We start from the raw sequence: 14,253 nt of genomic DNA on the forward strand, positions 1-14,253 counted from the left end.
GGCTTCGGCCGGTTCGGCGGTGGCGTGCGGGGCGTGCGGTGCGTGGGAACGGGGGGAGTGGGGGAGCGGTGCCATGGGAACCTCGCGGAGGTCGTCGGGCTGCCGTCAACTGTCCGCAGGATATGGATTGTTGAACAATCGGGCAAGGGAGCGGGCGCCCCGGAGGTTACGAGTCGCAGGTGTGGGCGAGGGCCCGGTCGAGCCCGTCGCCGTGCACGGCGTCCAGCCCCGTCTCGCGTGCCACCAGGGCCTTGTCCCGGTCCAGGACCGTCTCGCAGCGCGGGCCCGACAGCAGCGGCGCGGCCGCCCGGAGCGCGGCCAGCAGCTCCCTGTCGAGCCGGTCCGGCGCCGGCCGGCCCGAGACGGAGGGCCCCGGGCGGTGCGCCGGGAGCAGCGCGGGGTCCTCCTCCCAGCGCTCGTGCAGCGCCCGCCGCACGTCCTTCTCCGCCTCGATGTGGTCCTCGAAGACCCGGCGCACGATCTCCTGGTCCGTCCCCTCCCGCGCCGCCTGCGCCTCCGCAGCGTCCAGCACCGCCTTCTCCCGCACCGGGTCGTCGACCGGCCGCGCGGTGTCCCACTCCGCCGCCGCCTCCGCGTCGGCGGCCGCCACCCGCTGGGCGGCGAGCCGCACCAGGGCCCGCAGGGCCTGCTCGGCCGCCGGTGACGCGGCCGTCGCCGGGGCGCTCGCCGTGCTCGGCCGCGTCGGCCCGGCACCGCCCGGGGCCGATGTGCAGCCCGCCAGCGAACCGATGAGCACGAGCGGGACGACGGAGCGGCGGAGCGCGGTCATGCGCATCATCCTCAGCGCTCCCTGCGTACGGCCAGCAGCGCGGCGTCGTCGGACAGCCCGCCTCGCGCGTACGCCAGCAGATCGGTCACCAGGCAGTCCAGCAGCACGTCCGGCGCCTCCTCCGGCATCCTCGCCAGCCGCTCCCACAGCGGATAGAAACGACCGGCCGCGTCGCGCGCCTCCGTCACCCCGTCGGTGCAGAGCAGCAGGACATCACCCGCCCTGAACGTGAAACTCCGGCGGCGGTACGTGCCGCCCGCCAGCTCCAGCAGCGCCAGCGGGGGATCGGGGTCGGGGGACTCCAGCTCCGTCACCCGGCCCGCCCGCACCAGCAGCGGCGGCAGGTGGCCGCAGTCGACGAGTTCGGCCACGTCGCCGGACGGCGGGACCCCGACCAGCACGGCCGTCACGAACTCCTCGGCGGTCTCGGCCTCCACGGTGTTCTCGGCGGACCGGCCCTTCCGGCGGCCCCGGCGCCGCCGTACCGCCGCGTCCAGCCGCGCCGCCACCGCGGCGAGGTCCGGCTCCACCTGGGCGGCCTCCCGGAACGTCCCCAGCACGTCGGCGGCCGTCTCGACCGCGGCGAGGCCCTTGCCCCGTACGTCGCCCACGAGCAGCCGGGTCCCGAACGGCGTCACCAGCGCCTCGTACAGATCGCCGCCCACCCGGGCGTCCGCCGCGGCGGCCAGGTACCGCACCGCCGTCCGCAGCCCGTCCAGCCGCTCCGGCGGCGGCCGCAGCAGCGCGCGCTGCGCCGCCTCGGCGACCGAGCGGGACTGCACGAGCTCTCGCTCCCGCGTCGCCACCAGGACCACGTTCGCGGTGCTGATGCTGGTGATGGCCAGCACTGTGAAGCCCGACGTCAGATGGTCGACCAGCGGCACCCCCGGGTCCGCCAGCGCCAGCAGCGGCACCAGCGCCAGGGCGCACAGCCCGACCGCGAGCGGCACCCGGGCGCGCAGGGTGCCGATGCTCGCCAGCACCGGCGCCGTCGCCAGCACCGGGGACAGCGTCCACTGCGGGTCCGCCGCCAGATCCAGCACGATCGCGCTGACGAGCAGCGCGTACCCGGCCACGACGAGCAGGCGGGCGTGGCGGGGGAGACGCGGCGTCTCGAACGGCGCGTTCGGAGCTGGATGGTGCGTCATGGTTGCGACCACCATAGGCAGATACGCTCCCGGCCCTGCCGTGACAGGGCCGGGACGCGGGGTCAGCCCTCGCCCGGGCGGCCTCCGGCCTGCTCCGTGAAGCGCCAGTACGTCGCCGCGTCCGGGTCCGGCCGGAGCGCGAGCGGATCGCCGAAGCGGCGGCGCCACCACCCCCACGGGGTCACGGCCAGGTAGTAGACGGCGACGAGCAGCGCGTGGCGCACGACGGCGCACCTCCTTGCGTCAGTCCAGGGGGACGGCCTCGCGCCGGTCCCCTTCGGGCCACGGCGGCTGCTCCTCCTTGCGCAGCAGGAACCCGCCGAGCGCGAGCAGGTCGATGCCCGCCCGCATGAAGCACGCGTACGCCTCCGCCGGGGTGTTGACGATCGGCTCGCCCCGCACGTTGAACGACGTGTTCACCAGCACCGGGCAGCCCGTGCGCTCCCTGAACGCCCGCAGCAGCGCGCGCAGCGCCGGATGGCGGCCGTCGACCGTCTGCACCCGCGCCGAGCCGTCGACGTGCGTCACCGCGGGCACGGTCGACCGCGGCACCCGCAGCAGCTCGGGCCCGCGCGCCCCCGCGGGAACCCGTGCCGCCAGGCGCCGTGACTCCGCCACCTTGGCGACGAGCAGCATGTACGGGCTCTCCTGCCGCAGCTCGAACCAGTCCTTCGCGTCCTCGGCCAGCACGGCGGGCGCGAACGGCCGGAAGGACTCGCGGAACTTCGTCCGCAGGTTGAGCGCCGACTGCATGCCCGGATCGCGCGGGTCGGCGAGGATCGACCGCGAGCCGAGCGCGCGCGGCCCGAACTCCAACCGGCCCTGGAACCACCCCACGATCCGCCCCTCGGCCAGGGCCGCCGCCACCTCGCGCACCAGCGTCCGCGGATCGACGCGCCGGTACGGCACGCCCCGCGCGTCCAGATACGCGCCGATCTCCTCGTCCGTGTACTCCGGCCCCAGCAGCGCCCCCACCATGGCGTCCCGGCCCACGGCGACGTGCCCGCGCGGCGCGCCCCCGGCGTGGGCCACCGTGAGGGCCGCGCCGAGCGCGCCGCCCGCGTCGCCCGCGGCGGGCTGCACCCACAGTTCGTCGAAGACGCCCTCCTCGGCGATCCTGCCGTTGGCCACGCAGTTCAGTGCCACGCCCCCGGCGAGGCACAGCCTGCGCTCACCGGTCAGCGCGCGGGCCGTCCGGGCGAGGCGGACCATCACCTCCTCGGTCACCTGCTGGACGGACGCCGCCAGGTCGCACTCCCGGTCGGTGAGCGGGCCCTCCGGCAGCCGCCGCGGACCGCCGAAGAACCGCTCGAAACCCGGGCCCGTCATGGTCCGGCCCCGCAGGTACGCGAACCACCGCAGGTCGAGCCGGAACGAGCCGTCCGGCTTGACGTCGATCAGCCGCTCCCGGATCAGCGGGGCGAACCGCGGCGTCCCGTACGGCGCGAGCCCCATCAGCTTGTACTCGCCCGAGTCGACCCTGAAGCCGCAGAAGTACGTGAACGCCGAGTACAGCAGCCCCAGCGAGTGCGGGAAGCGCAGCTCCGCGAGCGGCCGCAGCCGGGTGTCCGTCCCGTGCCACACCGTCGTGGTCGCCCACTCCCCGACCCCGTCCACGCACAGCACGGCGGCGGAGCCGTACGGGGAGGGGAGGAACGCGGAGGCGGCGTGCGACGCGTGATGCCGCAGGGCCATGATCTCCGGCACCGGCCGCCCCTCCGGACCCGCCAGCTCCTGGCGTACGACGCGCAGCGCGTGCCGTTTGCGGCCCAGCCAGGCGGGCAGCCCGTGCCGGAAGGACGCCAGGCCGTGCGGCGCGGCGCCCGCGTACGTCGTCAGGACCCGCCGGAACTTCAGCGCCGGGTCCTCGAAGTAGCCCACCGCGGCCACCTCCGACAGGTCGGTGCCCGCGTGGCGGAGGCAGAAGCCGACCGCGTCCCGGGGGAAGGCCGGGTCGTGGCGGCGCCTGCTGAACCGCTCCTGCTGCGCGGCCGCGACGGGGACGCCGTCGGCGACCAGCGCGGCCGCGCTGTCGTGGGAGAAGGCCGAAAGGCCCAGAACCAGCCGGGTCACACCCGTTTCCCTTCCTCGGGTCCCGTCTTCGGGTCCCGTCTTCGGGCCGTGCCCCCCGAGGGGCCGTCAGAACAGGGGGTAGATCGACGCGTCGTCCTCCGGCTGCGGAGCCGGGCCGCGGCGCTTGCGGCGCACCAGCCGGGCGAGCAGCCTGCGCAGCAGGGCCATGGTCGTTCACTCCTCTTGGCTGTGGTCAGGACAACGCGAGCCGTTCGGCCAGGACGCGCGCCACCGCGTCGTAGCCCGCGTCGACGCAGTGGACCCGGTCGACGAACAGCCAGTCACCCGGGGCCGTGGCCTCCCCGAGGGCCGGATTCAGGTCGAGGAAGGGCACCCCGACGGCCGCGCAGCCCTCGCGCAGCGCCGCCGCGTAGGCCCGGCCGACCTCCATCGACGCGATGTCGTGGTGCAGCCGCCGCCAGTTGGACACCTCGTCCAGCTCGTCGAACAGCGCCTTCTCCTGGGGCGAGGGCTCCTCCCGGACCCAGGGCGCGAGCGGCTGGAGCACGAAGGTGATCCGCGCCCCCAGGGCCTGCGCCATCCGCTGCCAGCCCGTGAGATGGCGGATGGTCAGTTCCGTCGCGCGGGCGATGCGCTCGGCCGGTGTCGGCACCGAGGCCGGTGCGGGCCCGCACTCGAAGAAGGCGCCGTGCCGCCCCTGCTGGCCCTCCGGCAGCCTGCTGAGGACCAGGTTGTTGACGCCGGAGCAGAGCACGATCTCCGTCACCTCGGGCAGCAGGTGCTGGAAGAGGGTCAGGAGCATCAGCTCCTGCACCGAGTTGAGGCTCTGTCCAGCGAAGTTGAGCCACGGCAGATCCGGTGCCCAGTGGCTGCCGAGCCGGGACGGGACCGTGGCGTGGTCGCCGGTCGCCCCGACGCCGAACACGGCGGAGCTGCCCGCCAGCAGCCGGACGGGCCCCGGCGGCCGCGGCCCCGCCACGGAGGCGGGACCGGCCGCGCAGTGCGAGACCCGGAAGCCACAGGGGTCGGTGGTGTAGACGGGGGTGCGTTCGTCGCCGTACTGGAAGAAGCCGATGTAGGGCTGGTCCTCCAGGACGAAGGTGTAGTGCGCCATCTGCGGCGTGAGTTCGGCGCGGGGGGACGGCATGGGCGCTCCTGGGGCAAGCGGGGCAGTGAGGGGTCAGTGGGAGAGGGGATACAGGGAGCCCGGCCGGTCCTCGCGGATCAGGTCCGCGTTGACCGCCATCGCCGCGAGCCCCCCGGACGCGGCCGCCATCGCCGCCTGCTGCATGCCGCGGCCCAGGTCACCGGCCACGTACAGGCGCGGCAGCGACGTACGGCCCCGGTCGTCCGTCTGCACCGACAGCAGGTCGTCCGCCTGGAGCCAGGGCCGGAGCGGCTCCACGCGCGGCTCGGTCTCCAGGTGCAGGAACATCGCCGTGAAGGACAGCGTGCGCCCGTCGGCCAGCTCCACGCCGACGCCGTCGGGGAGCCGGGTCACCCCGAGCACCTTGCCGGTGGTCGTGGGGACGCCCGCCGCGTCGAGGTACCCGCGCTCCTCGGCGGGCAGGTCCCGGCCGTCGGAGAGATAGGTGATCGACGGTGTCCACGCCGTGAGCGTCGCGGCCAGGCACTCGCTCGGCACCCCGCCGCCGTACACGGCGAACGAGCCGCCCCGCAGCTCGTAGGCGTGGCAGTACGGGCACTCGTGGACGCCCTTGCCCCACAGCTCGGCGACGCCCGGGAGGCCGGGCAGGCGCGACCGCACGCCCGCCGCGTAGAGCACGGTCCGGCTGCGCAGCTCGCCCGCGTCCTTGGCCGTGGTGACGACCAGGTCGCCCTTGGGCGCCACGGACACCACCTCGTCGTCGAGGAACGCGACGCCGTAGCGGGAGATCTCGGCGCGGGCGCGGGCCCGGAAGTCGTCGATGCTCACGCCGTCGTTGGTGACGACGTTGTGCATGACGCCCGCCGCCATGTTGCGCGCGTCCCCCGAGTCGACCAGTGCCACGCGGCGGCACGACCGGCCCAGGTACAGCGCCGCGTTGAGCCCCGCGGGCCCACCGCCGACGATCACGGTGTCATACGGCTTCGCTGTCATGCTCTCCTCTTCCGGATTCCGGTGTTCGTACGTTTCGTACGGGATGCGGCTCCGCCCGCTCGTCCGCGAGCATCCCGTCGCGGAGCGGCCCGAGCAGGGCGAGGGAGCCGGCGATCAGGACGGCCCCGAAGGACACGAAGACGGTGGTGACGGAGGCGGCGCGGGCCAGCAGGCCGCCCAGGGCGGCGCCGACGGGCATCGTGCCCCACGAGCACAGCCGGGAGACGCTCATCACCCGGCCCTGGAGCCCGGGCGGCGCGAACCGCTGCCGGAGCGAGAGGACGGGGATGTTCCAGCTCATCATGAACACGCCGTTGCAGAAGATCGCGACACCCGCGAGCACCGCGTCACCGGCCAGCCCGAGACCGATGTACGCGGCGCCCGACAGCACCAGCGACCACTGCGCCATGACGAGCGTCGGCAGCCGCCGCGCGAGCCGCGGCGCCAGCCAGGTGCCCGCGACCGAGCCGACCGAACCCACGGCCAGCAGCAGCCCGTACCCGGTCGCGCGCAGGTGCAGCGACCGGTAGGCCAGCAGCACCAGCATCGAGAACGTCGCCGAGTACACCAGCCCGTACAGGGCACTGGCGGCGAGGGTACGGGTGAGCGCGGCCCGCGTGAGGACGAACGTGACGCCCTCCCGCAGGTCCCGCCACATCGCCCGGACGGGCCCCTCGTCCCCCTCGTCTCCCTCGTCCCGCCCTGTAGCGCGCGGGGCCGCCGGGCGCGTGCTCGCCAGTCCGAGCAGCAGGACCGCCGCGGTCCCGTACAGCGCCCCGCCGGTGGCCAGCGCGAGCGTCGCGCCCACACCCACCAGCAGGCCCGCCACGGGCGGCCCCGCCATCTCGTTGAGGATGATCTGCGGGGCGAGGAGACGGCCGTTGGCGTGCTCCAGGTGCTCCTCGGCCACGATCTCGGGGAGCATCGCGGGGGCCGCCGTCTCCGCCACCGTCTCGGCGATGCCCAGCACGAACGACAGCGCGTACAGGACGGCCAGCGAGGTGCCCACGGCGAATGCGGCCACGGCGGCGAGCAGGGCCGCCGCGCGCGTGACATTGCTCGCCAGCAGCAGCGCACGCCGGTCGTGCCGGTCCGCCAGCACCCCGGCAGGCAGCGCGAACAGCAGCCAGGGCAGCATGTTGACGGCCGTGAGCCCGGCCACCACCAGCGGCTGCGGATGGCTCGCGACCACCAGCAGGGGCAGCAGCGTACGGGTCACGCCGTCGCCCGCGTTGGAGGCCACCGACGACGCCCACAGCCTGCGGAACCGGGCACCCAGCACCGGAGCCGTGCTCATGACCAACTCGTCAGCCCCAGCAGCCGTTCGCCCAGCGGCGTCAGCTCGGCGGGCCCGTACAGGTCGCGCTCCCGCTTGCGGGTGCTCCCCTCGTGCTCGTGCGGCGGGATCCGGTCCCGCCAGAAGCGCACCCGGTGCTCCCGCAGCGCGCTGTCCTCCTCCAGGGCGGGCGCCATCGAGATGTACTGCGCCATGCGCACCCGGCCGGCGGAGCGGTTCGGCCGGACCCCGTGCGGCAGCAGACTGTTGAAGATGATCAGGTCTCCCGGGTCGACGGGCACGGTCACCACCGGGTGGCCGGTGAGGTCGGGGGTCATCGGGTCACGGTCGCGGGGCTGTCCGTCGAGCCAGCCGTCCAGCTTCTCGAAGAGGGACGGTACGCACTGGAAGCCGCCGATCTCCTCGTCGCCCGCGCTGAGCGACAGCACGCCCTGACAACTGATCGGCAGGGGACGGCGCGAGGTGTCGACGTCCCAGTGCACGAAGCCCTCGAAGGCGCGCGGACCGCGGTTGGGCGGGTTGACGTTGGCGAAGTCGATGACGACCCACAGCGCGGTGGTGTCCCAGATGTCGACGAAGGCGTCGTAGACCCGCCGGTGCTGCCGGTTGTCCCACATGGCCTGGTGGTTGTAGATCTCCACCAGCCCGCTGTGGCCCGGCAGCCGCGGGCTGTCCGTCCGGTCGGCGTACCAGGTGGCGGGGTCGTCGGGCCGCATGTCCTCGAACTCCCACAGCGCCCGGGTGAGCCGCTCCACATGCTCCTGCGGCACCGCCCGGCGGACGACCGCATAGCCGTGGGTGGTCCACTGCTCCCAGTCGGCGGGCGTCAGGACCCGCAGCGGCAGTTTTTTGCGGATATCCCTGAGCTGGGTGCGCGGCACCATCAGCGGCTCCCCTCCTCGTACGCCCCGCCGGGCCCGGCGGGTTCGTCGGCCGTGACGACGGTCCGCTCGTCGGCCAGCACGACGGCGTCCAGTGGTGTGGTGTCGAGCAGGTCCAGCGCGTCCTGCAGGCTGTTGAGGATCGGCCGACCGCCGCCGTTGGCACTGGTGTTGATCAGGACGGGCAGTCCCGTGTGTTCTCCCACGGCGTGGCACAGGGCGTGCAGCAGCGGGTGCTCCGCCGCGTGCAGCGTCTGGAGCCGCGCGGTGCCGTCGATGTGCCGGACCTCGGACAGCTCCTCCATACGGTCGGGCCGCACCCGCGCCGCGAACAGCATCGTGTCCGTGTGGTCCAGCGGGCCCGCGAACCAGTCGCCCGCCACCTCGGCGGGGCACAGCGGCGCCACCGGCCGGAACCACTCGCGCCCCTTGACGGCCTGCGACACATGGCGCCGGGCCCCCGTCCAGTGCGGGGACACCAGCAGCGAGCGGTGCCCCAGGGCACGCGGCCCCGTCTCCATGCCGCCCTGGAGCCAGGCGACGCAGCTCTCCGACACCAGCATCCGGGCCACGTGCCCGACCAGCGCGGCGTCCGAGGCGAACGTCCGGCGGGTGTGCCCGGCGCGGCGGACCTCACGCCCCGTCAGCTCCGGCCCTGCGAAGGCCAGGTGCGACCCCGGGCGCGTGCCCGGATGAGTGCCCGGGGCGTACGGCCGGTCCTCCGCCGCGGCCACGGCCAGGGCCGCGCCCAGCGCGATCCCCGAGTCGTCGCAGCAGGTCGGGACCGACACCCGGGTGAAACAGCCGCTCTCGGCCAGCCGGGTGTTCGCCGTGATGTTCAGCGCGCAGCCGCCCGCGTAGCACAGCGTCGGGTAGCCGGGATAGCGGGTGTGCAGCCCGGTGACGAAGCGCACCAGGTCCTGCTCGACGGCCGCCTGGAGCGTCGCCGCGAGATTGCGGCACACCGGGTCGCCGGGGCTCGACCCGACGGCGATCCGGCGGCCGTGCGCCGTGCGGATCTCGTCCGGGAAGATCCCGCCGTACGAGTGCACGACGTCGTCGTCCGTGGCGTCGGCCAGGAGTCCGTCGAGATAGCCGCCCGCCTCCTCGTCGTACGGGAACCACGTGTCCTCGTACCGCAGGGCGCTGCCGGTCAGCGCGCTGCCGGTCAGCGACTCGAACAGGTCCGGCATCCGGCGCCTGCCGCGCTCGCCCGCGAGCATCGCCCGCAGCACGGGCAGGAGTTCGGGGTCGACCTCGCCCGTGGCCGCGAGACCCAGCAGCTTGCCCGTGTCGAACTGGCCGCCGTGGATGCGCCGGGCCAGGGCCTCGTAGACGAGCCCGAAGCGCGGGCCCGTGCGGTTGTCGAAGGACAGCACCGGCGTCAGCCGGTCGCCCTCGCCCAGGCACACCATCCCGCACTCGGCGTAGTTGCCCGTGCCGTCCAGCGCCACCGTCAGCGCCCGGTCCGCCCCGGACGTGTAGTAGGCGAGGGCCGCGTGCGCGTAGTGGTGGCGGACCGCGACCACGGGCACGGGGCCCGCGGGCCCCGCCGCGAGCGCCCAGCCCTCGGCCTTCACCGGCCGCAGCACGGACGACGCGAGCGCGCCGCCCGGCCTGCTCCACGTGATGTCCTCCGAGACGAGCTCGACGAGCCCGTCGGGCAGGATCGCGCACGCCGGGGTGTACCAGTCGGCGACCGCGACGGCCGTGACGGGCCCGTCGGCGAGGGCGTGGAGACGGGCCACCCACCCGGCGGCCCCGGCCGCGAAGGCGGCGTTGCCGCCGCACACATGGCGCAGCCCCACCTGGCGCTCGGCCTCGATGACATGGACGCCGCCGGGCTGCGCCAGCGCCGCGCCCCCGTCGTGCCCGAGGTTCACACCGATCGTCGGCATCGCTCGCGGCTCCTCAGACTGCCGCGGTGACCTGGGCGTGGTGCCGCTCCAGCAGCCCTTGCACGACCTCGCGCATATAGGCGCAGTAGCCGGGCGACATCACCTGGATCGACCCGTTCTCCTCCTCCAGCGCCCCGGCCGAGCCGCCCGAGCAGGTGCCCTGGAGCTCGCAGCCACGGCAGCCGGGGCCGTTGGTGTAGGCACGCATGCCGTAGTCCCGGTAGGCGGGGGAGGCGAAGACACCCCGCCAGTCGTCGATGGTGCCCAGCCTGCGGGCCGTCGCCTTGCAGGCGAACACACTGCCGTTGGGCTCGATGGACAGCTGACGGCCTACCGCCGGGCATGTCTTGTAGTCCGCCTGCGCGGCCCACTTGCGCTCGTCGGCGATCATCTGGAACGTCTGGTACCAGTAGCCGCTGAGCTGTACGCCCCGCTCCCGCCCGTGGTCCACGGCGGCCAGCAGCCGCTGCGCGACCTCGTGCGGGCTGTGCCGCTCGAAGAACTCCCGGGCCTGGAAGGAGACGATCACGTCGAGGGAGTCCAGACCCGCCTCGGCGACGAAGTCGATCAGCGGGGTGCCCCACTTGTCCCAGGTGTAGTGCGACAGCACCGACGTGATGCTGACCGGCACCCCCGCCGCCTTCAGGTCGAGCACCGCCTTGCGGACCACCGGCCAGCCCGTGCGCTGCTGCTGCCCGCCGCGGAACTCCCCGGTCCCGGGCACGAGATAGTCGATCGACACGGTGGTGGCGACGCGGTGCTCGGCCAGCGCCGCGAGCAGCTCGGCGTCGATGCGCGAGCCGTTGCTGGTCATGTCGTAGGACAGCGCGACCCCGTCGTAGCGGTCCCCGAAGGTCCGCAGCACGTGCAGGATGGTGCCGCGCGCGAGCGTCGGCTCGCCGCCGAAGAACGACACCGTCAGCTCGCCGCCGCCGTTCGCCTTGCGGAGGGCCACCGCCTCGCGGATCGTCTTCTCCGCGACCGCGGGGGACATGTGCATCGAGGGATTGCGCGCCTGGTCCCCGGCGTCGTCGTTCCAGTCGCCGCGCGCGAGGGTCGGGGCGGAGTCGCCGCGTGAGGTGCGCAGCTGCACGAGCACGGGCCCGGGCTTGACCGACTCCCCGGAGTGGTTGCGCTCCTCCACGCCCCCGTCGAAGTTGTAGGCGAAACAGCCCTGACAGGAGAAGTTGCAGGCGTTGGTGAGGACCAGCTGGATCGAGGAGTGGAACACACCGCTGCTCAGGCGTTCGCTCCGGGCGGCGAGAAGTCCGTCGATCTCCGAGGCCTCGTCGTGCCCGGCCTCCACCAGGTACTGCGCCTCGATGAGACTGCGTACGGCGGCGTCCCCGGCGCGCTCCGTCAGCCGGTCGAGGGGGAGGCCGGAGGCGGCCTCGCGGAGCAGCTCGACCGTGTCTCGGTCCACGAGCCGGGCGTTGCCGAAAAGCGCGTGGAAGGCCACCGTGCTGTCACCGCCGTCGTAGGCGTCGAGCCGCCCGCCGAAGCGGGTGAAGTCCTGGTCGCCCGTGGTGCGTACGGTGCGGACGTAGCGGGAGGACTGGTAGACCGGAGCGGACATCGCTGAGCTTCCCCCTGTGAAGTGCTGTGTGACGAGTGCGGGTGGCGCGGCGCCGACAGGGGCGCGGCACGGTACGGGCCCGCCGGCCGGTCCGGGCGGTCCGGGCGGCGGGCCCGCGGGAGCCGGTGCACCGGGGAGGATCAGGCCGGTGCGCCCAGCTCCTTCGGCTCGGTGACGGGGCTGTCGGCCGAGGTGGCCTCCGCCTTGCGGGGCGGGACGATGGTCGGCGCGTTGCCCTTGTCGGGGGAGACGAACCCGCAGGGACGGGACGACGCCGTGGGCGTCGGCGTGATCATCTTCTTGACTTCGGCCATGTCTCTCTCCGTGTCTTCTGCGTTTTGTGCGCATCTCGCCGTGGGCTGCGACATTGCCGTGGGCGGCGGCATTGCCGCGGACCGGGCCAGCGAACCATGGTCACGTAGGAGGCTGGTACGGGGGTTCAGGCCACTTTTTCAGGCTGTATGAGGGGATCAGTTCCCATATGATTATCAGATAGATTAAATCCCTCCTTTTCTGGGCGTGCGTGAGGGATGCGTGAGGTGGCCTACGGGGCAGCCGATGCATGGCAGGGCTTCACCGGCCGTCATGAAGTGCGGTGGGGCTGCCGGATGATCTGTGGCGCACTCTTTGCGCTGTGGGTTCCCTGCGGGTTCCCTGCCGGGGGCATGCCGACTGGATGGTGGCCGCGCGTGAGTGTGCTCTACGCTGCGCGCTGCTTGCTGTGCGCGCCTCGTGCGCCTATGCGCCGTTTTGCTGCTGTGCGTCGGCGACTGCGGGTCGTCGTTGGTTGCTCGCGCCCACGCGGCGGAGCCGCACAATGCAACTGCCCCGCGCCCCTTACGGGGCGCGAAGGTCATCCCACGTGATCACCGGGCAGCCCGCCCTGAGGCTGAAGTCCACCGCCGGGTTGCGTACCGGCCACTTGAGACGGAGCCAGCCCGGTACCGTCGCCGGGATTCCGTCGTCGCCAGCCAGGTGCCAGAACGTGTTGGAGTCGCGCCGGGCGAAATACGGGCAGAACAACGAGATCACCAGCACGGCACGGTGCCCCTCGGTCACCGGTGTCACCGCGTGGAAGATATGGCTCCCGTGGAGGAAGAGCGTCGCTCCACGCTCCCGGCACGGCGCCTCCCGGATCCTGTCGTCCCCGGGCACCGCGCCGGGGAACTCGTCCGTACGCCCCCGGAAGTACGTGAACCGGCCGCCCTCGTAGTCCTCGTGGCCATTCAGCTGGATCGTGAAGACGTAGTCCATGCCGTCCCGGTGCCACCGCACGATCTCCGGCCGCCGCCCCCGGCCCTCGCTGTAGTTGATCTGCGCCGTGGGCAGCCGCAGCGGATGGGGGATCAGGGGCACGCCCACCAGCCGCGAGCACGTCACCAGGAAATTCCGGTCGCGGATCATGTTGTTGACGAAGGGGGACAGGAGGTCCGCGCCGCGCAGCCGCCGCGTCGCGATGAACCCGCTGCTGTCCGCCGCCCGTTCGAGGTTCGCGCACACCTCGACGAGGTGGCCGAGACCTTCCTCCGTGAGGACGCGCAGCGGGCCGATCAGCGCGGTGTCGTCCGCCCTGCCCCGCCACCGGCCGATCTCGTCCGGGCCGTAACCGAACTCCCCGAGCGCGAGCCGCGGCCCGTCCGCGTCCCGGGCGACGTACTCGGTCCGCCAGGGCGGCTCGGCGGGCAGCCGCACCCCGCGCCGCGGAGGGCGCGCCCGCAGCGCGTGGAACACCTGGGTGAAGCCCGTGGGCGTCCTCGGCAGGTCGAGGGCGCTCGACTTCGTGCCGGTCCTGCTCGTCGTCTGGCGCACGGGCGTCTCCTTCGTCCCGACGGAGAATCGCACGCCGACCGCGCGGCGAAAGCGCGCCGGCCGGTGTCGGCCGCAGTATGCAACGCCGGGGTGCCCCTGCCACAAGAGGGGATATTCCGCCACCCGACGGCCGCGCCGTCGCCCGCCCGCTCCACGCGAGTTGCCGGGTAAGGGGTGATAAACAAGCATTTCCGGTGTGCGGATCGCGGCAGGCCCGCTGGACTGGTCCCTGGTGAACGGATGGATTCCGCTCACCCTGCTCGTCGTGGGCCTCGCCGCGCTGGCGGCCCTGCTCGCCTCGCGCAGCCGTACCTGGTGGACCCGCTGGGGCCCAGCCGCCGTCGTGCTCGCCGTCCTCCTGACCTGGCTGCTGCGGACCGCCGTCGACGACTGGCTCCAGCCCTTCCCCGACCCCCTCCCCACCGATGTCGTCCTGTGGACCGGCGTCGCCGTCCTCGGCATCTGCCTCGCCGTCCTGCGCCTGCCCACCCTGCGCTGGAAGGGCCGCGCCGGCGCCGTCCTCGCGGGCCTGCTCGTCGTCCTGCTCGGCGCCTCGGAGATCAACAAGCACTTCGACCAGTACCCCACCCTCCGTACCGCCCTCAACTCCTGGCTCACGAAGACGACCCGCCTCGCCGACGCGACCGGCAGCACCGAGCCCGCGCTGACGGTCCCCGCGGGGAAGACGGTCGCCGACGTCTGGCACCCCCCGCCCGGCC

At 73.6% G+C, this 14,253-nt stretch carries 13 protein-coding genes; 1 reads left to right on the plus strand and 12 read right to left on the minus strand.

From position 1 onward, the window contains the following. Positions 1–166 precede the first annotated feature (166 nt). From K6I34_RS16935 to K6I34_RS16990, 12 genes are all read right to left on the minus strand, one after another. The gene (locus tag K6I34_RS16935; protein ID WP_229327014.1) at positions 167–790 is read right to left on the minus strand and encodes a chorismate mutase; all 624 of its coding nucleotides are present in this window, start codon (positions 788–790) and stop codon (positions 167–169) included. An 11-nt stretch (positions 791–801) separates the two neighbouring features. Beyond that, positions 802–1,938 (minus strand): PP2C family protein-serine/threonine phosphatase, encoded by a 1,137-nt coding sequence (locus tag K6I34_RS16940; RefSeq protein WP_229327015.1) that lies wholly within the window; start codon positions 1,936–1,938, stop codon positions 802–804. Positions 1,939–2,000: 62 nt separating this feature from the next. Then, positions 2,001–2,162: a hypothetical protein gene (locus tag K6I34_RS16945; protein WP_229327016.1), complete on the minus strand. Its 162-nt coding sequence runs from the start codon at positions 2,160–2,162 to the stop codon at positions 2,001–2,003. A 19-nt stretch (positions 2,163–2,181) separates the two neighbouring features. Further along, the gene (locus K6I34_RS16950) at positions 2,182–4,011 is read right to left on the minus strand and encodes a carbamoyltransferase (protein ID WP_229327017.1); all 1,830 of its coding nucleotides are present in this window, start codon (positions 4,009–4,011) and stop codon (positions 2,182–2,184) included. A gap of 193 nt (positions 4,012–4,204) precedes the next feature. Next, complete coding sequence (locus tag K6I34_RS16955; protein WP_229327018.1) at positions 4,205–5,119, minus strand: GDSL-type esterase/lipase family protein; 915 nt, start codon at positions 5,117–5,119, stop codon at positions 4,205–4,207. Between the two features lie 33 nt (positions 5,120–5,152). Beyond that, the gene (locus K6I34_RS16960; RefSeq protein WP_229327019.1) at positions 5,153–6,073 is read right to left on the minus strand and encodes an NAD(P)/FAD-dependent oxidoreductase; all 921 of its coding nucleotides are present in this window, start codon (positions 6,071–6,073) and stop codon (positions 5,153–5,155) included. After that, positions 6,054–7,370: an MFS transporter gene (locus K6I34_RS16965; protein WP_229327021.1), complete on the minus strand. Its 1,317-nt coding sequence runs from the start codon at positions 7,368–7,370 to the stop codon at positions 6,054–6,056. The genes K6I34_RS16960 and K6I34_RS16965 overlap by 20 nt, the downstream gene beginning before the upstream one ends. Continuing rightward, positions 7,367–8,254 carry a phytanoyl-CoA dioxygenase family protein gene (locus K6I34_RS16970; RefSeq protein WP_229327023.1) on the minus strand — a complete coding sequence of 296 codons (888 nt, stop codon included), beginning with the start codon at positions 8,252–8,254 and terminating at the stop codon, positions 7,367–7,369. The genes K6I34_RS16965 and K6I34_RS16970 overlap by 4 nt, the downstream gene beginning before the upstream one ends. Next, positions 8,254–10,149 (minus strand): carbamoyltransferase C-terminal domain-containing protein, encoded by a 1,896-nt coding sequence (locus tag K6I34_RS16975; RefSeq protein WP_229327025.1) that lies wholly within the window; start codon positions 10,147–10,149, stop codon positions 8,254–8,256. The genes K6I34_RS16970 and K6I34_RS16975 overlap by 1 nt, the downstream gene beginning before the upstream one ends. 13 nt (positions 10,150–10,162) lie before the next feature. Then, positions 10,163–11,725 carry a radical SAM/SPASM domain-containing protein gene (locus K6I34_RS16980; protein WP_229327027.1) on the minus strand — a complete coding sequence of 521 codons (1,563 nt, stop codon included), beginning with the start codon at positions 11,723–11,725 and terminating at the stop codon, positions 10,163–10,165. A 140-nt stretch (positions 11,726–11,865) separates the two neighbouring features. Beyond that, positions 11,866–12,039 carry a hypothetical protein gene (locus K6I34_RS16985; protein ID WP_229327029.1) on the minus strand — a complete coding sequence of 58 codons (174 nt, stop codon included), beginning with the start codon at positions 12,037–12,039 and terminating at the stop codon, positions 11,866–11,868. 523 nt (positions 12,040–12,562) lie between these two features. Then, on the minus strand, positions 12,563–13,534 hold the full coding sequence (locus K6I34_RS16990; protein ID WP_229327031.1) for a 2OG-Fe(II) oxygenase: 972 nt from the start codon (positions 13,532–13,534) through the stop codon (positions 12,563–12,565). A gap of 196 nt (positions 13,535–13,730) precedes the next feature. Between K6I34_RS16990 and K6I34_RS16995 the strand changes: the two genes are divergently transcribed. Further along, positions 13,731–14,253: hypothetical protein (locus K6I34_RS16995; RefSeq protein WP_229327033.1), on the plus strand; the 523-nt coding region annotated here is incomplete at its 3' end.

The organism is Streptomyces sp. UNOC14_S4 (genome assembly GCF_020740835.1).
In the GTDB taxonomy this organism is placed as follows: Bacteria; Actinomycetota; Actinomycetes; order Streptomycetales; family Streptomycetaceae; genus Streptomyces.

Excerpts from the sequence above, each read along its gene's own strand:
- K6I34_RS16935 (WP_229327014.1), bottom strand. The coding sequence starts at position 790 with ATGACCGCGCTCCGCCGCTCCGTCGTCCCGCTCGTGCTCATCGGTTCG.
- K6I34_RS16940 (WP_229327015.1), bottom strand. The coding sequence starts at position 1,938 with ATGACGCACCATCCAGCTCCGAACGCGCCGTTCGAGACGCCGCGTCTC.
- K6I34_RS16955 (WP_229327018.1), bottom strand. The coding sequence starts at position 5,119 with ATGCCGTCCCCCCGCGCCGAACTCACGCCGCAGATGGCGCACTACACC.
- K6I34_RS16960 (WP_229327019.1), bottom strand. The coding sequence starts at position 6,073 with ATGACAGCGAAGCCGTATGACACCGTGATCGTCGGCGGTGGGCCCGCG.
- K6I34_RS16965 (WP_229327021.1), bottom strand. The coding sequence starts at position 7,370 with ATGAGCACGGCTCCGGTGCTGGGTGCCCGGTTCCGCAGGCTGTGGGCG.
- K6I34_RS16970 (WP_229327023.1), bottom strand. The coding sequence starts at position 8,254 with ATGGTGCCGCGCACCCAGCTCAGGGATATCCGCAAAAAACTGCCGCTG.
- K6I34_RS16975 (WP_229327025.1), bottom strand. The coding sequence starts at position 10,149 with ATGCCGACGATCGGTGTGAACCTCGGGCACGACGGGGGCGCGGCGCTG.
- K6I34_RS16980 (WP_229327027.1), bottom strand. The coding sequence starts at position 11,725 with ATGTCCGCTCCGGTCTACCAGTCCTCCCGCTACGTCCGCACCGTACGC.
- K6I34_RS16985 (WP_229327029.1), bottom strand. The coding sequence starts at position 12,039 with ATGGCCGAAGTCAAGAAGATGATCACGCCGACGCCCACGGCGTCGTCC.